At 65.0% G+C, this 20,695-nt stretch carries 14 protein-coding genes; 7 read left to right on the top strand and 7 right to left on the bottom strand.

Going from position 1 to position 20,695, the window contains the following annotated elements; translation table 11 throughout:
- The first annotated feature begins 85 nt into the window (after positions 1-85).
- From ACSVIK_RS19450 to ACSVIK_RS19420, 7 genes are all read left to right on the top strand, one after another.
- Complete coding sequence (locus ACSVIK_RS19450; protein WP_442445864.1) at positions 86-1,903, top strand: acyclic terpene utilization AtuA family protein; 1,818 nt, start codon at positions 86-88, stop codon at positions 1,901-1,903.
- 79 nt (positions 1,904-1,982) lie between these two features.
- Positions 1,983-2,852, top strand: a complete 870-nt coding sequence (locus ACSVIK_RS19445; protein WP_442445863.1) for an SDR family oxidoreductase — start codon at positions 1,983-1,985, stop codon at positions 2,850-2,852.
- Between the two features lie 4 nt (positions 2,853-2,856).
- Positions 2,857-4,473 carry a geranyl-CoA carboxylase subunit beta gene (atuC, locus tag ACSVIK_RS19440; RefSeq protein ID WP_442445862.1) on the top strand — a complete coding sequence of 539 codons (1,617 nt, stop codon included), beginning with the start codon at positions 2,857-2,859 and terminating at the stop codon, positions 4,471-4,473.
- Positions 4,474-4,521: 48 nt separating this feature from the next.
- The gene (gene atuD, locus ACSVIK_RS19435; protein WP_442445861.1) at positions 4,522-5,679 is read left to right on the top strand and encodes a citronellyl-CoA dehydrogenase; all 1,158 of its coding nucleotides are present in this window, start codon (positions 4,522-4,524) and stop codon (positions 5,677-5,679) included.
- A 186-nt stretch (positions 5,680-5,865) separates the two neighbouring features.
- Positions 5,866-6,663 carry an isohexenylglutaconyl-CoA hydratase gene (gene atuE, locus ACSVIK_RS19430; protein ID WP_442445860.1) on the top strand — a complete coding sequence of 266 codons (798 nt, stop codon included), beginning with the start codon at positions 5,866-5,868 and terminating at the stop codon, positions 6,661-6,663.
- A 144-nt stretch (positions 6,664-6,807) separates the two neighbouring features.
- A complete protein-coding gene (locus tag ACSVIK_RS19425; RefSeq protein ID WP_442445859.1) occupies positions 6,808-8,793 on the top strand; it encodes an acetyl/propionyl/methylcrotonyl-CoA carboxylase subunit alpha in 1,986 nt (661 codons plus the stop codon).
- Between the two features lie 67 nt (positions 8,794-8,860).
- Positions 8,861-9,685 carry an SDR family oxidoreductase gene (locus ACSVIK_RS19420; RefSeq protein ID WP_442445858.1) on the top strand — a complete coding sequence of 275 codons (825 nt, stop codon included), beginning with the start codon at positions 8,861-8,863 and terminating at the stop codon, positions 9,683-9,685.
- Positions 9,686-9,900: 215 nt separating this feature from the next.
- Here the strand turns inward: ACSVIK_RS19420 and ACSVIK_RS19415 are convergent, their stop codons facing one another.
- From ACSVIK_RS19415 to ACSVIK_RS19385, 7 genes are all read right to left on the bottom strand, one after another.
- A complete protein-coding gene (locus tag ACSVIK_RS19415; protein WP_442445857.1) occupies positions 9,901-11,085 on the bottom strand; it encodes a porin in 1,185 nt (394 codons plus the stop codon).
- 755 nt (positions 11,086-11,840) lie between these two features.
- Positions 11,841-14,231: a pyrroloquinoline quinone biosynthesis protein PqqF gene (gene pqqF / locus ACSVIK_RS19410; protein WP_442445856.1), complete on the bottom strand. Its 2,391-nt coding sequence runs from the start codon at positions 14,229-14,231 to the stop codon at positions 11,841-11,843.
- Between the two features lie 101 nt (positions 14,232-14,332).
- Positions 14,333-15,517: an MFS transporter gene (locus ACSVIK_RS19405; protein WP_442445855.1), complete on the bottom strand. Its 1,185-nt coding sequence runs from the start codon at positions 15,515-15,517 to the stop codon at positions 14,333-14,335.
- A gap of 217 nt (positions 15,518-15,734) precedes the next feature.
- The gene (locus tag ACSVIK_RS19400) at positions 15,735-16,691 is read right to left on the bottom strand and encodes an aldo/keto reductase (RefSeq protein WP_442445854.1); all 957 of its coding nucleotides are present in this window, start codon (positions 16,689-16,691) and stop codon (positions 15,735-15,737) included.
- Positions 16,692-16,749: 58 nt separating this feature from the next.
- The gene (locus tag ACSVIK_RS19395) at positions 16,750-17,838 is read right to left on the bottom strand and encodes a polyamine ABC transporter substrate-binding protein (protein WP_442445897.1); all 1,089 of its coding nucleotides are present in this window, start codon (positions 17,836-17,838) and stop codon (positions 16,750-16,752) included.
- Positions 17,839-17,867: 29 nt separating this feature from the next.
- Positions 17,868-19,196: an alginate export family protein gene (locus ACSVIK_RS19390; RefSeq protein WP_442445853.1), complete on the bottom strand. Its 1,329-nt coding sequence runs from the start codon at positions 19,194-19,196 to the stop codon at positions 17,868-17,870.
- 135 nt (positions 19,197-19,331) lie between these two features.
- A complete protein-coding gene (locus tag ACSVIK_RS19385; RefSeq protein WP_442445852.1) occupies positions 19,332-20,603 on the bottom strand; it encodes a serine hydrolase domain-containing protein in 1,272 nt (423 codons plus the stop codon).
- Positions 20,604-20,695: the final 92 nt, after the last annotated feature.

Below are 20,695 nucleotides of genomic sequence, written 5' to 3'. Positions count from 1 at the left end.
GATCTGCCCTCTTCCAGCACTTTTCAACCAAGCGCTTGCTTGGTAATGTCGACACACCTTCTCAATGTGTCACGGGCCAATTCCAATGAGCAAAACCGTACGCATCGGCTGCGCCTCCGCCTTCTGGGGCGACACCTCCACCGCTGCCGCCCAGCTCGTGCGCGGCGCCGAACTGGATTACCTGGTATTCGACTACCTGGCCGAGATCACCATGTCGATCATGGCCGGCGCCCGCATGAAGAAGCCGGACGACGGCTATGCCCGCGACTTCGTCGAGGTGCTCACGCCGCTGCTGGGTGAGCTGGCGGCAAAGAAGATCCGCGTCATCAGCAACGCCGGCGGGGTCAACCCGATGGCCTGCGCCGCAGCCCTGAGCGCCGCCTGCGAACAGGCCGGCGTACAGCTGAAGATCGCCGTGCTGCACGGTGACAACCTGCAACCCAAGCTTGGCGAGCTGGTCAAGGCTGGCACCCGTGAGATGTTCACCGGCGCGCCGCTGCCGCCCTTCTGCGTCTCGGTCAACGCCTACCTGGGCGCGCCGGGCATCGTCGCCGCGCTGGAACAGGGCGCCGACATCGTCATCACAGGCCGCGTGGTCGACAGCGCGGTGGTCAGCGCCGCCCTCGTGCACGAGTTCGGCTGGGCCTGGAACGACTACGACAAGCTGGCCCAGGCCGCGCTGGCCGGGCACATCATCGAATGCGGCGCGCAGTGCACCGGCGGTAACTTCACCGACTGGCGCGACGTGCCGGATTACGAGCACATCGGTTTCCCCATCGTCGAAGTCGAAGACGACGGCCGCTTCGTCGTGACCAAGCCGGAGGGTTCCGGTGGCTTGGTCACGCCTTTTACCGTTGGCGAGCAGATGCTCTACGAGATCGGCGACCCGCGCGCCTATCTGCTGCCGGATGTGATCTGCGATTTCACCCAGGTCGAGCTGAGCCAGGTCGGCGACGACCGCGTACAGCTGCAAGGCGCGCGTGGCCTGCCGCCCACCGATCAGTACAAGGTCAGTGCCACCCACCCGGACGGTTTCCGCTGCACCGCCAGCTTTCTGCTGGCCGGCATCGATGCCGTGGCCAAGGCCGAACGGGTCAGTGAGGCGATCATTCACAAGACCGAAGAACTGTTCGCCGAACGCGGCTGGGGCCCTTATCAAGAAGTCAGTGTCGAGCTGCTGGGCAGCGAAGCCACCTATGGCGCCCAGGGCCAGCGCCGCGATGGCCGCGAGGTGGTGGTGAAGATCGCCGCACGCCATGCCAAGAAGGAGGCGCTGATCCTCTTCTCCCGCGAGATCGCACAGGCTGCCACCGGCATGGCGCCAGGCCTGACCGGCATCGTCGGCGGCCGCCCCGCCGTCTACCCGGTGATCCGCCTGTTCAGCTTCCTGGTGGACAAGAGCGCCTGCGCCCTGAGCGTCGAGATCGATGGCGAGCGACAACCGGTCGCCCTGCCCCAGGTCGATGCCTTCGACCCGACGCAGCTTCGCGAACCAGCCGCGCTACCTGTGCCGATGGGAGACGCCGACGCCACCGTGCCGCTGATCCGCCTGGCCGTGGCCCGCTCCGGTGACAAGGGCAACCACAGCAACATAGGGGTGATGGCGAGAGAGCCCGACTACCTGGCGTGGATAGCCGCTGCGCTGACGCCCGAGGCCGTGGCCAACTGGATGGCGCATACCCTGGACGCCGAGCAGGGCCGCGTCAGCCGCTGGTACCTGCCGGGTTGCCACGGCCTCAACTTCCTGCTGGAGAACGCGCTGGGTGGTGGCGGTGTCGCCAGCCTGCGCATCGACCCGCAGGGCAAGGCGTTCGCCCAGCAGTTGCTGGAATTCCCGGTGCCGGTGCCCAGCGCGCTGGCGGAAACCTTGAATGGTGCGCACAGCGCACCCTACACCCCGTAGGGTGCGCTGTGCGCACCAACATCAGCCAGCCTCGTAGGGTACGCCGCGCGCACCGCAATCACTCAGGACAACAAGAACAATGAGCTACGACTCCGTATTCAAACCTGGCCTGTTCGCTGACCAGACCATTCTGGTCACCGGCGGTGGCAGCGGTATTGGCCGCTGCGTAGCCCACGAGCTGGCCCATCTCGGCGCCCATGTGGTGCTGGTCGGGCGCAAGCAGGAAAAGCTGGAAAAAACCTGCGCCGAGATCATCGAGGATGGCGGCAGCGCCAGCTTCCAGGTCTGCGACATCCGTGACGAAGAAGCGGTGAAAGCCATGGTCGGCGCGGTGATCGAGGCGCGCGGGCGCATCCATCACCTGGTGAACAATGCCGGCGGCCAGTTCCCCGCGCCGCTCATCGGCATCAACCAGAAAGGTTTCGAGACCGTGGTGCGCACCAACCTGGTGGGCGGTTTCCTGGTGGCCAAGGAAGTCTTCCTGCAGAGCCTGAGCAAGCACGGCGGCAGCATCGTCAATATGCTCGCCGACATGTGGGGCGGCATGCCCGGCATGGGCCATTCGGGCGCGGCGCGGGCCGGCATGGAGAACTTCACCAAGACCGCCGCCTACGAGTGGGGCCACGCCGGCGTGCGGGTCAACGCCGTGGCGCCGGGCTGGATCGCCTCCAGCGGCATGGACACCTATCCCGAGTCGATGAAGAACATGATCCGCAACCTCAAGGACCACGTGCCGCTGCAGCGCATCGGCAGCGAATCCGAGGTGGCCGCCGCCATCGTCTTCCTGCTCAGCCCCGGCGCCAACTTCATCAGCGGCAACACCGTCCGCATCGATGGCGCCGCCAGCCAGGGCACCCGTGCCTGGACGCTGGGCAAGGCGAAAAACAGCGAGTCCTACAACGGTTTCCACCGGGCCTACCTGCCCGATGTACTGAAAGATCAGGAGTAAGGCGATGCCCGTGATCCAATCGGAAATCGACGTGCATGGCGAAGCCTTCGCGCAGAACCGCGAAGCCATGCTGGCGGCCATCGCAGCCTTCCGCGACGTCGAGCAGAAGGTGCTCGACAAGGCGCAGGAGGCCAAGGCCAAGTTCGACAAGCGCGGCCAGTTGCTGCCGCGCGAACGCCTCAACCTGCTGCTCGATGCCGGTGCGCCCTTTCTCGAACTGGCCTCGCTGGCCGGCTACAAGCTGCACGACGACAAGGACGGCAGCCAGGCCGGCGGCGGGCTGATCGCCGGCATCGGCTACATCGCCGGCGTGCGCTGCCTGGTGATCGCCAACAACAGCGCGATCAAGGGCGGCACCATCTCCCCCACTGGGCTGAAAAAATCCCTGCGTCTGCAACAGATCGCCTTCGAGAACAAGCTGCCGGTGGTGACCCTGGCCGAAAGCGGTGGCGCCAACCTCAACTATGCCGCCGACATCTTCGTCGAAGGCGCGCGCGGCTTCGCCAACCAGGCGCGCATGTCCGCCATGGGCCTGCCGCAGATCACCGTGGTGCACGGCTCCAGTACCGCCGGCGGGGCCTACCAGCCGGGCCTGTCGGACTACGTGGTGGTGGTGCGCGGCAAGGCCAAGATGTTCCTCGCCGGCCCGCCCCTGCTCAAGGCTGCCACCGGCGAGATCGCCACCGACGAGCAACTGGGTGGCGCCGAGATGCACGCTCAGGTCGCCGGCACCGCCGAGTACCTGGCCGAGAACGATGCCGACGGCGTGCGCCTGGCGCGCGAGATCATCGCCATGCTGCCGTGGAACCAACAACTGCCCGCTCGTGAGAAACGCACCTGGCGCGAGCCACTGTACCCGGCCGAGGAATTGCTCGGCCTGGTGCCGGCCGATGCCAAGAAGCCCTACGACGTGCGCGAGATCATCGCCCGTATCGCCGATGGCTCGGCGTTTCTCGACTTCAAGAACGAGTTCGACAGCCAGACCGTTTGCGGCCACCTGCAGATCGAAGGCCAGGCCTGCGGCTTTATCGGCAACAACGGCCCGATCACCCCGCAGGGTGCGGCCAAGGCGGCGCAGTTCATCCAGCTGTGCGAGCAGAGCAACACGCCGATCCTGTTCTTCCACAACACCACCGGCTTCATGGTCGGCACCGAGTCCGAGCGCAGCGGCGTGATCAAACACGGCTCGAAGATGATCCAGGCCGTGGCCAACGCCACGGTGCCCAAGCTGACCATAGTCGTCGGTGGCTCCTACGGCGCCGGCAACTACGCCATGTGCGGGAGAGGGCTGGATCCGCGCTTTATCTTCGCCTGGCCCAACAGCCGCACGGCGGTGATGGGCGGCGCCCAGGCCGGCAAGGTGCTGCGCATCGTCACCGAGGACAAGCACGCCAAGGAAGGCAAGGAAGCTGACCCGAAGATGCTCGACATGCTGGAAAGCGTGACCGCGCAGAAGCTCGACAGCCAGTCCACCGCCCTCTATGGCACCGCCAGCCTGTGGGACGACGGCCTGATCGACCCGCGCGATACGCGCAAGCTGCTGGGCTTCTTGCTGGATATCTGCGCCGAAGCCAATCTGAGACCGTTGAAGAAGAACAGCTTCGGCGTCGCGCGTTTCTGACCTCAATACAAGATCCGGTGCGCACAGCGCACCCTACGGAGAACAACAATGATCTTCACCCAGGAACACGAGGAACTCCGCCGCACCGTGCGCAACTTCGTCGACAAGGAAATCAATCCGCATGTCGACGAGTGGGAAAAGGCAGGCCGTTTCCCCATCCATGACATCTTCAAGAAGGCCGGTGAGCTGGGCCTGCTGGGCATCTCCAAGCCGGAGCAGTTCGGCGGTATGGGCCTGGACTACAGCTACTCCATCGTCGCCGCCGAAGAGTTCGGCACCATCCATTGCGGCGGCATCCCCATGTCCATCGGCGTGCAGACCGACATGTGCACCCCGGCCCTGGCCCGCTTCGGCTCCGACGAGCTGCGCGAAGAGTTCCTGCGCCCGGCCATCACTGGCGAAATGGTCGGCTGCATCGGCGTCTCCGAGGTCGGCGCTGGCTCCGACGTGGCGGGGCTGAAGACCACCGCACGCAAGGACGGCGATGACTACGTGATCAACGGCAGCAAGATGTGGATCACCAACTCGCCGTCGGCCGACTTCATCTGCCTGCTGGCCAACACCTCGGACGACAAGCCGCACGTCAACAAGTCGCTGATCGTGGTGCCGATGAAGACCCCGGGCATCAGCGTCAGTCCGCACCTGGACAAACTCGGCATGCGCAGCTCGGAGACCGCCCAGGTGTTCTTCGACAACGTGCGCGTGCCGCAGCGCTATCGCATCGGCCACGAAGGCGCCGGCTTCATGATGCAGATGCTGCAGTTCCAGGAAGAACGCCTGTTCGGTGCGGCCAACATGATCAAGGGACTGGAACACTGCGTCGACACCACCATCGACTACTGCAAGCAGCGCCACACCTTCGGCCAACCGCTGATCGACAACCAGGTCATCCACTTCCGCATGGCCGAGCTGCAAACCGAGATCGAAGCCCTGCGCGCGCTGGTCTACCAGGCCACCGAGCAATACGTGAAGGGCCGCGACGTGACCAAGCTGGCGTCCATGGCCAAGCTCAAGGCCGGGCGCCTGGGCCGTGAGGTGTCCGACGCCTGCCTGCAGTACTGGGGCGGCATGGGTTTCATGTGGGACAACCCGGTGTCGCGCGCCTACCGCGACGTGCGCCTGGTCAGCATCGGCGGCGGTGCCGACGAAATCATGCTCGGCATCATCTGCAAGCTGATGGGCATTCTGCCGGGGAAGAAAAAATAGTCGGGAACGATTTTTAACGTCGCGCAGCGACGGCGCGAAGGGTGGCCGCCAGGGACGGCAGGCCATAAAGAAGGGCTGAGCCTAGGGTGGACGTCGCTTTTCACGTCCACCACCACGGTGGATCGATAAAGCGTGATCCACCCTACGCACCTGAAACGCCATTGTCGCCCTACATCGAGGTATGCGATGAACGACCTGCACCACTGCGAAACCCTGCTGCTGAACCTCGACGCTGGCGTGCTGCACGTCACCCTGAATCGTCCGGACAGCCGCAATGCCATGAGCCTGGCCATGGTCGGCGAACTGCGCGCCACCCTGGAAGCCGTGCGCCATGACACGGACGTGCGCGCAATCGTCCTGCGCGGCGCTAGCGGCCACTTCTGCGCCGGTGGCGACATCAAGGACATGGCCGGCGCCCGCGCAAAAGGCGGCGACGCCTACCGCGAGCTGAACCGTGCCTTCGGTGCGCTGCTGGAAGAGGCCCAGGCCACGCCGCAGGTACTGGTGGCGGTGCTGGAAGGCGCCGTGCTCGGCGGCGGTTTCGGCCTGGCCTGCGTGTCCGACGTGGCCATCGCCGCCAGCGGCACCAAATTCGGCCTGCCGGAAACCACCCTGGGCATCCTCCCGGCGCAGATCGCTCCCTTCGTCGTGCAGCGCATCGGCCTGACCCAGGCGCGTCGCCTGGCCCTGACCGCCGCGCGCTTCGATGGCCCCGAGGCCCTGCGTCTGGGCCTGGTGCACTACTGCGAGCCTGATGAAGCCGCCCTGCAGCAGCGTCTGGCCGAAACCCTGGAGCAGATTCGCCAGTGTGCGCCCCAGGCCAACGCCCAGACCAAGGCCCTGCTGCTGGCCAGCGAAAGCGAAGCCCTCGGCCCGCTGCTCGACCGCGCCGCCGAACAGTTCGCCGCCGCCGTCACCGGTGCCGAGGGCGTCGAGGGCACCATGGCCTTCGTGCAGAAGCGCAAGCCCAAGTGGGCGCAGTAGTAGCTCCCCTCTCCCGCTTGCGGGAGAGGGGCTGGGGGAGAGGGTGTTGTTGCCCCCTCTCCCTAACCCTCTCCCCAAGGGGAGAGGGAACAAATAGACCGTAGCCCGGATGCAATCCGGGGATCGCCCCACAGGAGCACGAAGATGCCCGCATTCAACAAGATCCTGATCGCCAACCGCGGCGAGATCGCCTGCCGGGTGATGCGCACCGCCGTCGAGCTCGGCTACCGCACCGTAGCGGTGTACTCCGAGGCCGATGCCGACGCCCGCCACGTACAGCTCGCCGACGAAGCGGTGTGCATTGGCCCGGCCCAGGTCAACCAGTCCTACCTGCGCATCGAGGCCATCATCGAGGCCGCACGCAAGACCGGCGCCGACGCCATCCACCCTGGCTATGGCTTCCTCTCCGAGAACGCCGACTTCGCCCGCGCCTGTGAAGCAGCCGGCATCGTCTTCATCGGCCCAACCGTAGACGCCATCCACCTGATGGGCAGCAAGCGCCTGTCCAAGATCGCCATGCTGGAGGCCGGCGTGCCCTGCATACCCGGCTATGAAGGCGCCGCCCAGGATGACGACACCCTGGCCAGCGAAGCCGAGCGTATCGGCTACCCGTTGATGATCAAAGCCAGCGCCGGTGGTGGCGGTCGCGGCATGCGTCTGGTGGAGGAATCCGCCGAACTGCTGGGGCAGATCCGCACCGCCCGCTCGGAGGCGCAGAATGCCTTCGGTTCCGGCGAGCTGATTCTCGAACGCGCGGTGATCCGCCCGCGCCATGTGGAGATTCAGGTCTTCGGCGACCAGCACGGCAATATCGTCTATCTCGGCGAGCGCGACTGCTCGGTGCAGCGCCGCCACCAGAAGGTGGTCGAGGAAGCGCCCTGCCCGGTGATGACACCCGAGCTGCGCCGCGCCATGGGCGAGGCGGCGGTCAAGGCTGCAGCCTCGGTGAGCTACGTTGGCGCCGGCACCGTGGAATTTCTGCTCGACGCCAGCGGCGAATTCTTCTTCCTGGAAATGAACACCCGCCTGCAGGTCGAACACCCGGTCACCGAGCTGATCACCGGTCAGGATCTGGTGGCCTGGCAGATTCGCGTAGCCGAAGGCCAGCCCCTGCCACTGCAGCAGGACGATATTCGCCTCACTGGCCATGCCATGGAAGTGCGCCTGTACGCCGAGGACTCGGCCGCCGGCTTCCTGCCGCAAACCGGCCAGGTGCTGCGCTGGGAGCCCGAACTGCTGGCCGGCGTGCGCATCGACCACGGCCTGGTCGAGGGCCAGGCCGTCACCCCCTTCTACGACCCGATGCTGGCCAAGGTCATCGCCTACGGCGAAACCCGCGACGAAGCCCGGCGCAAGCTGGTACGCGCCGTCGAGCAATGCGTGCTGCTCGGCGTGAACGGCAACCAGCGCTTTCTCGCCAATCTGCTCAAGAACCCGGAGTTCGCCGCCGGCAACGCCACCACCGCCTTTATCGCCGAGCATTTCGCCGATGACCCCAGCCTGCACCCGCACAGCGCCAGCCTGGCCGAGCTGGCCATGGCCGCTGCCGTGCTCTATCAGACCTTGGCCAACACCCGCGCGCACCAGCCCGGCCTGTCCGGCTGGCGCAGCGCCGGCAGTGCGCCCTGGCGTTTCGTCCTCAAGCAGGGCGAACACAAGCACGCGGTGGAGCTGGACGTGCTCACCAGCGGCGCGCAAGCGCAACTGTGCGTGCGCCGGGGCGAGGAGCACGTGTCCTTGCGCCTGCTGGGCAACGATGGCCGCTGGCTGACCCTGGAGCTGGACGGCGTGCGCCGCCGCCAGGCCTACCACCTCGAAGGCGAACGTCTATGGTTGTACGGTGAGCATGGCAACCTGGAACTGCTGGACGTGACCCATGAGCCAGCCGGCGGGCAGAACGCCGCCAGCAGCGGCGCGGTGAAGGCCCCCATGGATGGCGCCATAGTCGAGGTACTGGTCGCCGAGGGCGCCAGTGTCAGTAAGGGCCAACTGCTGCTGGTGCTGGAAGCGATGAAGATGGAACACCCACTCAAGGCCGGGGTCGACGGCATCGTCCGCCGCGTTGGCGTGAGCCAGGGCGACCAGGTGAGGAATCGCCAGTTGCTGGTGGAGATCGAAGCCAACGCCTAGCGCAACAAAAAACCGGCGGTGCGCACGGCGCACCCTACGTTTCTCTACAACGACAAAAGGAACGCCCATGTCACTTTCCGGCAAAACCCTGTTCATCACTGGCGCCAGCCGTGGCATTGGCCGCGAGATAGCGCTCAAGGCCGCCGCCGATGGCGCCAATATCGTCATCGCAGCCAAGAGCGCCGAGCCGCACCCGAAACTGGCAGGCACCATCTTCAGCGTCGCCACCGAGGTGGAGGCCGCAGGTGGCAAGTCCCTGGCGCTGCAACTGGACGTGCGTGACGAGCAGGCCGTGGCCGCCGCCATGGCCCAGGCCGCCGAGCATTTCGGCGGCATCGATGCGCTGGTCAACAACGCCGGAGCGATCAAGCTGGTGGGGGTGGAAACACTCGAGCCCAAGCGCTTCGACCTGATGTACCAGATCAACACCCGCGCGGTGATGGTCTGCAGCCAGGCCGCACTTCCCTACCTCAAGAAAAGCGCGGGCGGGCATATCCTCAACCTCTCGCCGCCGCTCAACCTCGACACCAAGTGGTTCGCCCAGCACGGCCCCTACACCGTCACCAAGTACGGCATGAGCATGCTCACCCTGGGCATGAGCGAGGAGTTCAAGAAGTACGGCATCAGCGTCAATTCGCTGTGGCCGAAGACCATGATCGCCACTGCTGCCATCGAGTTCGAGCTGGGCAGCCGCGACGCCTTCAAGCGGGCACGCACCCCAGCGATCATGGCCGATGCCGCCCATGCCATCCTCAGCAGCGAAGGCCGCAGCCTCAGCGGGCGCCTGCTGGTCGACGAGGACATCCTGCGAGAACAGGGCGTCAGCGACTTCGAGCAGTACCGCTTCGATCCCGCCGGTGGCAGCCTGGTGCCGGATCTGTTTATCGATTGAAGCCCAAACCTAGCAGGCTGTTGAAAAACGTAGGCGAGGCAGCCAGTGCAAGGCAAGAACAGGCGAAAAAGCGCAGTTTACGAGTTGTAAATGAGCATTTTGATCGGACTCGCGCACGAGCCTGTTTTTAACGCAGCAATGGCAACGCAGCTAGTTTTCAACAGCCTGCTAAGCCGGGCAGCGGTTTCCCCCTGCCCGGCTCGCTGCCACTGCCCTTACCAGCTGACGACAGCACCCAGCGCGAGGGTATTGGTGTCCTCGTTGCGGCCACTGCCGGCGGCGGCGTCGATCTGGTACTGGTTGTACTCGGCCACCAGCTTGAGGTTGTCGTTGATGGTGCGGAAGTAGGCGATGCCACGGGTCTCGTAGTCGGCTGCCACGCCCAGGCCGTTGCCATCGTCCTCGGTCTTGCCGTAGGACAGCGCCACGCGGTTCTTGCCCCAAGTGTAGGAACCCTGCAGCAGGTAGCCGTCGCTGTCGATATCACGCAGGGTCGGCTCGCCCAGGTTATTGGTGAAGAAGGGGTTGATGCCCTTGGCCTGGAAGCCCGAGCCGGTCAGCGAGAGGCCGCCGAACTTGGCCTGCACGCCATAACCGAGGCCCTTGGAGGTGACGCTGTCGACGCTGTCGTCGGTGTTCTCCGAGGTCTGGTAGGCGCCGTTGAGCCAGGTGTAGATGGTCGAGCCGCCCAGCTCGAACTGATAGCTGACCTCCGACTCGAAGCGCGGGTTCTCCTGATAGGCCTTGCCGGTGGCGCTGTCGTCGTTGGTGTCCACCGGATCCATGATGCCCACCGCCACGCGCAGGCCTTCGGCCAGGTTGTTGTTGCGGTAGGTGATCTGCGAGGTGGGGAACGGGTACGGATAGCCGGTGCCGATATTGCCGAAGGACACACCGGTGCCATCCACCAGGCCGAGGGTGTCGGAGACGTTGCCGTAACCGGCCAGCAGCTCGTCGAGGAAGATATTGGAGCGCGAGAACAGGCCGAAGTCCTTGCCCACCAGCACCTCGCCCCACTCGGGGTTGGCCACCGTGCCGTAGAACTGGCGCACGTCGATGGCGGTGTCGGTGCCATTGGTTTCGCTGTCGTTGATGGTCACCCAGAACGAGGCCCGCGCGCCCAGCTTGAGGTCATCGACCTGCTTGCCGAAGTTGAAGCCGATCCAGTTGGGCAGAAAGCCCATCTTCACCCGCGACTGGCGGCGGTCGAAGCGCTCGCCGTCACGATCCACGTCGCTGTTGACGTAGAAGGCGTTGACGTAGCCATCGGTGGAAAAGGTGGTGTCGTCCTTGTCGTACAGGACGATCTCGGCGGCAGCCTGCTGGGCGACGGCCATGGCCACGGCGGCAGTCAAGGCAAGGGGCAGGAATCGGGGGTTGGCGATCTTGTTGTTGTTCATAACGCTCTCCGCTTGAGTGGCGACCGCCTGGGCAGTCGTGTCGGAGGCGATTATCGAAAGGCACCCGGCCTCGCCATACGCTGCCTTGGCAGTGGTCATGCAGTGCTTTGGCCTGGTCAGCGGGTTTGCCCCATGGGAATCGCGACCGGACCGCTACCAGCGACCGATCTGCCGGTTCATAGGCACAGGTCTTACTCCTTGCGGCCATTGGCCACGTCCAAGGTCGTACAGGCAGCCGTAGGTTGTGGTGCCGAACTGGGCATGGCCCGGCGGACTGTTCGCTTAGGCTCCTGAGTCCGCCCTACGGCTGCCCCCAATCAAGCACGCAGACTCCCTGGGAGTTACCTCAGGTTCAGGCGCGTGCAGAGCCCGCCCAGGAGGGCGAACGCAATCGTCGTGGAAGAGGCTGAGCGGCATGGATGCCGCGAAAGCCGCGATGGGCCATGGATGGCCCACCGCGGCGGGCCTCTGGAGCGGCGATGGAGTGAGCGAACCCTGGCGCAGCCAGGGCCGGATGACCGGGCGGAGGGTTTTGGTTACTTTTGCCCGCAAAAGTGACTCGCCCGGGAGGGCGAAACCAGAAACATCAACGAAAACGCGGCACTTCGGAACAGACACAAGGACAATCAACGCCTTATTGTCAATCCTGTATCAACCAAGATATCAAGCCCGACTTCGCCATGATTCCGCGAAGAACCCATTTTGAGGCCGTTTTAAACGCGTTATTGCCAACCTAGGTAGTTTTCAACGGCCTGCTAGTGGTTTGGCGTGCTGCTCAGCACCTGCCAGCCGCACTCCGCCAGCAGTTGCCGGCAGGCGTGCACCAGCGCCTGCGAGTCGAGCGCGCTCAGCGCCTGGCCAACGGCCTGGTCATGCTCGGCCGGCAGACCGGCGAGGTGCGCCTGGTAGAACTGCTCGGCCCATTCGACATGGCTGTGTGGCGCCTGCAGTCCCAGTTGCAGGGCCTGAAGCGCCTGCTCGAAGGCCTGCGCTGACAGCCCGGCCAGGCGCGCCGGCTGCGCCGCCAGAAAGGCGCGGATATGGCCGAGGATGGCAGCCTGATCGCAGACCGGCGACTGCACACCGAACAGCAGACCGCGCCGTCCCTGTACCTGGCGAAAGCTGGAGAACAGCGCATAACCCAGTTGCAATTCGCCGCGCAGACGCTGGTAGAAGGCCTCCTGCAGGCACTGATCGAGCAGGCGCCAGGCCGCCTCGGCCAGTGCACTTGCATCAGGCACGGGGCAGAACAGCAGCAGGGCCGACTCCGCCCCCGACTCCGCCCCCGACACCGGTGCTTGATGCCAGCTCAGGCCGCCGCTGCTGTGCGGCTGCGGTGTCGTGGCAGACAAAGGCTCGACCGCCTCGAACAAGGCCTCGATCTCTTGCTGCGCTGCCGTATCCAGGCCGACGCCCAATCCCTGCAGGATCGTCGGCGCGGCTGACTGCCCCAGCTCCGGCAGGTACTCCAGCACCTGGCGCAGCAACAGCCCGGCAGCGGGCGGCGCGACGGTCTCATCCAGCGGCGCCAGCAGCAGTGGCAACAGCCGCACACTGCTGGCAGGCAATAACGGCGCCGGGCCGGACAGCGCCAGCGACCAGGCGCCGGGCGTGGCCCGCAGTTGCAGGGCCACGCCATGGCGCTGACATAGCCTGACCTGATCTGCGATACGTGCCTGCAAGGTGGCAAGCCGCACAGGAGTTGGCAAACCGTCGTCACTGCTGGGCCCGCGCCAGTGCAGCGCCGCCGGGCCGCCCTGCTCCGGCCCCGCATGCCAGCGCAGCGCGGCCATGGGTAGTTGCGCCGCGCGTGCAGCCGGGGCCAGGGTCGCACAGGCCTGTGGCAAGTGCAGATCCAGGGCAGGCGCTGACAGGCTGCGCGCCGCCACGGCCTGCATGTGCAGATCCAGCCCCAGCGCGGGCCAGAGCGGTTGCGTCTCGCTCGTGCGGCACAGTTCGATCAAGCCGTCACCACTGGCCAGTTGCAGCAGCAAGGGCTGCAACGCAGCGAGCACTTCGCTCTCGGAAAAATCATCTGTTTGCTGCAGCAGATGCTGAGCCAGAGCCAGCGGCGACAAGCCGGCCAAGCGCGCAGCCTGGGCCTGCTGCCAGGCACGCCAGCGCGCGCCCCAACCAGCATCACCCGGCAAACGCTGCAACCAGCCGCGCAGCTCGGCTTGCAGACGTGCAGCCGTCGTGCTGTCCGCGCCTGGGCAATCGAGGCGCAACAGCCGCTGCCCCTCATGCCGGTAGATCACTCGGGCGGTTACCGCCTGGCACAGCCCGGCCTGGCGCAAGCCTGCCTGCAAGCCATCCGCCGCCGGATCGTGCAGCGCCTCCAGAAATAGCTGCAGGGCGGGCTCCAGCGCCTTCTCTGGCAACTGCACGGCCAGCCCCAGGGTCACGCCGCTGACGGGGTGTTGCAGTAGCAGATGGGAGGCACGCAGCGGCAACAGGGATGAGTACGTGCGACGAACCGGCGCCGCGCTGAGCATGCTCAGCAGGCAGGCCTCACCCAGGCTCAACAATTCATCCAGTGGCTGCGGGCCGACCAGAGCCAAGCTCATGTTGCCGGCCTGGTAATGCTGGCGGTGATAGCCCTGCAACGCCTGCTGAAATTCTGCCTGCTCCAGCGCCAGGCTGTGCCGATCCCCGGCGAGGAAGTCGGCGCAGCGGTGCCCCGCCGCCACGGCCTGGCCCAGGGCATGGTCGATGCGGCTATCGGCATCCTGGCTGCGCGCCTGGTACTCGGCATGCAGCACCTCACGCTCACGGCGTTGCGCCGCCTTTTCCAGCAAGGGATGGCTGAGCATGTCCTGCAAGCGTTGCAGGGCCGGCTGCAGCCCGGCCGCCGGCAACTGGCAGACGAAATCGGTATGGCGCGCCTGGGTCGAGGCGTTGACCTGGCCGCCACAGCCGCGCACATAGGCCATCAGGCTCTGCTCGACGGCATGGCCGCGGCTGCCGAGAAACAGCAGGTGTTCGAGAAAATGCGCCAGGCCGGGATAATCGCGCGGCTCGTCATGGCTGCCCACCGCCACCCGCAGGCAAAGGCCCGCCTGCCGCGCCCAGGGCTGCTGGCAGGCATGTAGCACGGAGCCATTGGCCAGATGCCGGGTATGCACGGGCAAAGCGGAAGCAGGCATGATCGCAACTCGACTGAACACCTCCCTAGGTTCTCAGCCGCAAGGCCAGTGCGCCACCCCCAATTGGTCTCGATGGGGCCACTCCTTGGTCGCGTCAGGCCTCATGACAGCGCCGCACGCAACTGCTGACGCCGGCCAACCCCCAGGCCGACCAGGGCGGCAAGCAGACAACCGAGTAGTACCGAGCCCACCGAGAAGCTGAAGATCAGCGTCTTGCCGCCGTCGCCGAGAAACAGGCTCAGCACCGTCGGAGCGAAGGCCGCCGAGGTCACCTGTACCACGCTGACCATACGTGTGAGGCGGCCGCTGGCGTCATGGCTGACCACCGCCGCCATGTAATACGACAGCGCCAGCACCCAGCCGAAGTTCATCAGGAACACCACGCCGGCGAGCTGCTCGCCGCTCTTCACCCCCAGCCCCAGCAGCCAGACCGCCAATGCCACACAGAACGAGCCGAGCAGAATCATCGGCAGACGGCCGAAGCGATTGCCCAGCAGGCTGGGCAGCGCCGCGCCCGGCAAGCCGCCGAGCAGGCCGATGCCCACAGCCCAGCCCACATCCACCGCGCTCAGACCATCGCCACTGGCGATGCCGTCGATAAAGCCCCACACGGCATAGATCGCCACCTGCAGGCAAAGCATTCCGGCCAGTGCGGCCACCCCGAAGGAGGCCGGGCCGACCGCCGAGGATGGCGTCTGCTGCCCTGCCTCGTGACCGACCTGACGTGGCAGCAGGCGGCAAACCAGGCAGGCCAGTGCGTACCAGGCGGCCAGCATGCCCATGGCGGCCATGAAACCCAGGGTTGCCGCGAGCAGCGGCAGCACCGCCGCCATCACCGCGAAGACGCTGGTCTGCAGCAGCAACAGGAAACCGTAGGAGCGATCCTGCCCCGGCATCCTTCCCAACAGGTACACCGCCTGGGCATAGAGGGCACCAGCCACCATGCCGGCCAGGCCGCGCAGCGCCAGCATGGTCGTGTACTGTTCCGTCAGGCCGCTCAGCAGGGTCACGCCGCCCAAGGCGAAGGCCGCCATGGCACACAGCCGGCGCGAGCCCCAGCGCCGCGCCAGCGGAGCCACCAGCAGCGTGCCGAAGACCGAGCCACACATTTCCACCGAGATCATCCAGCCCTGCTGGGCCAGGGACAGCCCCAGGTGCCCGGCCAACAGGCCGATGAACACGGGTTGAATACCGACCACGAGAATCGACACCGCTGCGATGAAGATGGTGGCGGCACGCATGGCCGGGTCGGCGGCGACCCTGCCGGGAGGTTGACTGCAAGACATGAGAAGCTCCATCGGTTTTATTGTTGTCGTGGAAGAACCAAACATTGCCGGGAGCCATTCGGCCTCCCCCCTGCAACCAGCCGTCATCGAGCAGAAATAATTAACGACATTAACTTTCAGTTCGTGACGACTGCCCACCTGCCCGCCTTGCGCACAGGCTCATCCAATCAGATCAAGGCATTTCCTCATCCAGCTGCTCGGCGGCCTCTGGCTTGGCTCACTGGGCGCTGGCGGAGTCCAGCAGGCGTAAGGCTTCATCGTCGAGGCGCAAGGCACAGGCTTGCAGCAAGCGTTGCAACTGCTCGCGGCTGGTGGCACTGACCACCGGCGCCGTCACTCCTCGCTGCTGCATCAGCCAGGCCAGGGCCACGCTGGCCGGCTCGACCTGATGCTGCCCGGCGACTTCACGCAAGGCCGCGAGAATGCGCATGCCGCGTGGGGTGAAGAAGCGCTGCAGATCCTCGGCACGCGCATGCCCCTGGATATCGGCCGGGCTGGCGTACTTGCCGGTGAGAAAGCCGGACGCCAGGCTGAAATAACTCAGCACGCCAAGCCCCCGCTCGTGGGCAAAGGCCTGCAGGTGCTGCTCGTAGTCGGCACGGTCATGCAGGTTGTACTCCAGTTGCAGCACCGCGTAACGCGGCAAGCCCTGCTCGGCACCGGCTTCGGCGTCCTGCAGTTGCTGGCGGGTGAAGTTGGAGGCGCCGATGGCCCTGATCTTGCCCGCCTCCAGCAAGGTCTGATACGCGCTGAGGGTTTCCTCGTGCGGGGTGTGCGGATCGGGGTAGTGGGAGAAATACAGGTCGATGTAATCGGTATTGAGGCGGCGCAGCGAGTCCTCCACCGCCTTGATGATCCAGGCGCGCGACAGGCCGCCTGTACCTGGGCCCAGTTCGGCGCCCACCTTGGTCATCAGGGTCAGGCCATCGCGCAGGCCGGGGTTGCGTGCCAGCCAGGCGCCGATGATGCGCTCGGACTCACCGCCGCGATGCCCTTCGACCCAGACCGAATACATGTCGGCCGTGTCGATACTGGTGATGCCCGCCTCATGGGCAGCGCTGAGCAGGTACAGCGAATCGCGCTCAGCGAGTGTCCAGCCGAACACGTTGCCCCCCAGTACCAGCGGCGACACCTCGAGCCCGCTATCGCCCAACGCTATGGATCGCGTCATCACACCCTCCTCGTCGTTCGTGGTACGGGCACCCGCCGCATGACTGCGGGTGCCCGCCGGCTCACTTGCCGGTGCGGATGCTGTTCCAGGTACGCATGCGGATACGCTCGGCCTTCAGTGGCAGGGCCTTGAGTGCGTACAGCGAGCCCATCCTGTCAGCCGGAATATACATGCTGGGATTGTTGCGCACCTCGGGGTTGACGAAGGCGGTGGCATCCTTGTTGGGGTTGGGATAGCCGATGGCGTTACTGGCCTTGGCGATCACTTCCGGGCGTAGCAGGTAGTTGATGAAGGCATGGGCTTCTTCGACGTTCTGCGCGCCCTTGGGAATAACCATCACATCGGACCACAGCGGCGCGCCTTCCTTAGGCAGGAACATGTCGATCTTCACCCCCTTGCCGGCTGCATTGGCCATCTTGCGTGCCAGTTCGATGCCACCGGACCAGCCCACGGCCACGCAGATCTCGCCATTGGCCAGGTCGTAGCCGTAGCGCGAGGAATTGAAGTAGGTGATGTAGGGGCGAATCTTCATCATCAGATCCTGCGCCTTGCGGTAATCCTCGGCCTTCTCCGAGTTCGGCGGCAGGCCCAGATAGTCCAGGGCGATCGGCAGGATATCCCCCGGTGAATCGAGGAAGCCAACCCCGCACGAGGCGAGTTTGGAGAGGTTTTCCGGCTTGAAGATCAGGTCCCAGCTATCCAGCTTCACGTCCGGGCCCAGCGCCTCACGCACCTTGTCGACGTTGTAGCCGATCAGGTTGGTGCCCCACATGTAGGGCACCGCGTACTGGTTGCCGGGGTCGCCGCTCTTGGCCAGTTCGGCCATGAAGGTTTCATCCAGGCGGTTCCAGTTGGGCAGTTTGCTACGGTCGAGCTTCTCGAAGGTGCCGGCACCGATGAAGGTGCCCAGCGAGGCGCTGCCCGGAAAGGCCACGTCATAGCCGGAGTTGCCGGTGAGCAGCTTGGACTGCAGGGTCTCGGCGCTGTCGAACACGTCGTACACCGGGCGGATGCCGGTTTCGGCCTCGAATCCCTTGAGGATCTCAGGCGGCATGTACTCGATCCAGTTGTAGACCCTCACGGTACGTTGCTCGGCCTGAACGCCAGTGGCGCTGGCCAATGCCAGGGTCAAGGCAGCCGCGATACGCATTGCTTTCATCTCGATGTCTCCTGGCAGGCTCAGTAACGGTAGGTGAAGTAGAGTTCGAGCGCAGTGAAACGGTCGTCGTCGCCGAATACCTGCTTGGCCGCCGACTTGGCGTCTACCCAGTTGTAGGCCAGCGAGGTGTACAGGCGCTCAGTGGGCGTCCAGTCGAGGTAGATCACGTTCTCGTTGGCGAAGCGCCGGTCGCTGACGGAGATGCCCTGATAGTTGTCCTTGTCCAGCCAGAACTGATAGTGAATGGCGCCCAGGGTCAGGGTTTCGCTCAGGCGGGTCTTGATGGAGAACTGCTGCACGCGCTGGTTGGTGTTGAACAGCACGTAGTTGCCCATCACGTCGCCGACCAGCCAGGTGCTCCAGTCGGTGAAGCCCTTGCTCAGCGGATCCCAGGACTGCTGGCTGTTGTCAGCCAGGTTGTCGTCACCGGAGAACAGGGCGTAGCGATAACCCAGCACCGGAGTCAGCGGCAGCGACTCGAAGCTGTAGTCGGCCTGGGCATACCAGGCCTTGGCATCGTACTTCATGCCGTCACCGCTACCGCGCTGCACTGCATATTCGCCGTTGAGGGTCAGCGCGTCGAGGCCTGGCAACCTGCCGCGCAGGGCACGGAAGTTGTAGACCTGCATGCCATCACGGCGCAGCGGCGTGGCGAAAGTGTTGGTCTGCGAGTCCACCTTCATGGCCATGGCGCCCAGGGTCACCTGGTCGGCCAGGTCGTAGTCCAGGTTGGCGCCGTTGAGGCGGAAGTCGCCCAGGTGCGAGTCGGTGCGCAGGCTGAAGGCCTGCGCACGCAGCGCGCCATGATCCCAGGCGAGGATGCCCGAGTCGCGGAAGGCGGTACGCGGCCCCAGCCAGTAGGCGCCGTCGCCACGGGAGTCGAGGTTGCCGTCCATGACGATGAAGCCATTGCCCACCAGGTAGTTCTGCCGCCCAGCGGTGAAGGTCCACTCCCCCGCACGGAAGCCCGCATAGGCCTCCTCCATCGCGGTGTAACCGTCCGAGCTGCGGGTGAAACCACCGGCATCGCCGTCACCGAAGGTCTTGGCCGACACCGCCGAGCCACCGGCGATCAGATCGAAGTCGGGGTCGACGGCATATTTGAGGGTAACGCCCGGCTTGAGATAGAACTCCTGCCAATCGACGCGGGTGCCGATGTTACGGCCATTGCGCTGATCGACGCCGCCGGCGCCGAAGTTGACATTGCGTGTGGAGACGGTCGCACCACCTACGGTCAGGTTGGCTTCGCCGGAGAGCTTGCCCTCCTCGAAGGTATAGCCAGCCATGGCCTCGGCACTGCTCAGTACGGCCACGGCCAGTAGCGCGGGAGTGAATGGGACGCGAGTCATGAAATGCTCCTGGGTAAGTTGTTTTTGTGTCACAGGGCAGTTGCAAAGCAGCTCGGGCTCAACACGCACCGGGCTGCGAATCGGCAGGCCCACCAGTGGTGAGCCGCCCGATATTTCTTGTCTCTTTGAGCTGAATCAGGCTTTCAGATGCGCGGCAATAGCACGCAACGCGCGTACGTTGTCTGCATCGAAGATGCCCACCGCCTCGGGTAGCGAGGACTGCTTGACGATGACCACATCCGACTCGAAGTCGACGAACAGGTATTGGCCATGAATGCCGCCGGCGACGATGGCGCGGCTGTGGTCGTTGAGCACGTACCACTGGCTGCGGTAAGAAGCACCGGGAATCCAGTGGCTGAAATCCTCGTCCTGGGCATAGATGGCCGGGTCGGCACCCGCCGCGATGGCTGCGATGGCTTCCGGCGCAACGAGGCTCTGGCCTTGATGCTCGCCGCCATTGGCCAGCAGCAGACCGAAACGCGCCATATCGCGCAGGGTGCCGCTGAAACCGGCGCCGGCCACGCCACGGCCCCAGGGGTCAGCCATGAAGTAACCGTCGCGCTGGCAACCGATTACCTTCCAGATCCGGGTCAGGAGCTCATGGCAGGCTTCGCCACAGGCACGCTCCATCACCCAGGCCAGGGCCTCGGTGGTGGCGGTGACGTAATGGAACAGGCCGCCATGCTCGCCGCGCTTGCGCAGCGTCGGCAGGTACTGATACAGCGACGCGTATTGAGCGAATTCGGCCGGCGCCGGCTGGAAGCCACAGGCATAACCGAACTGCGAACTTTCCGACGCAGGGTCGTCGTACTGCTCGGTGTAGGAAATGCCCACCGCCATATCCAGCAACTGGCGCACGGTGGCATCGGCGTAAGCACTACCGGCGAACTCCGCTACGTAATCGCCAGCCAGTCGTTCGGGGTCGAGCTTGCCTTCGTGAATCAGTTGTTCGGCCAGGGTGCCGATCAGTGACTTGGTCACCGAGAACATGATGTGACGATCATTGGCGGTGTGGCCGTTGAAGTAGCGCTCGTACACCACCTTGCCGGCCTTGAGCACGATGAAACCGTCGGCATGGCTGGCCAGCAGGTGCTCGTCCAGACGCACGTTCAGGCCGCACTCGCTGGCGAAGCTGAAACCGTCGAGGTCCTGCAGCGCTTCTGCCAGCGGCTGCTCACCCCGACCGCAGGACACCGTGATGCTCGGACGCAGACGCACCAGATTGCGGAAGCCCCACTTGTTATACGGCGGGCTCATCCAGTTGTCCCAGGCCACCAGTTGCTCGGGCGCTGGGGGAAAACCGTTCATGAAGGACTGTGGCGCTTGCGCCTGACGCAGCGCCTCGTGTGCATCGGCGTAATGACGAGCCAATTGATTGGCTGCCTGAGTGTTTACGGAGGTAGTCATGAAACCTCTGTCCTTTCTTGTAAGAAGCTCTGCACGCGGCAGATGTGACAGAATAATTGCCTGAATAAAAAGTTTTAGTCAATAAAATATTT

The sequence above is a fragment of the Pseudomonas sp. NCHU5216 genome, from assembly GCF_052156495.1.
Classification (GTDB): domain Bacteria; phylum Pseudomonadota; class Gammaproteobacteria; order Pseudomonadales; family Pseudomonadaceae; genus Aquipseudomonas.
Note: the sequence above shows the minus strand (reverse complement) of the source record. Positions and strands in the feature narration are given on the sequence as shown.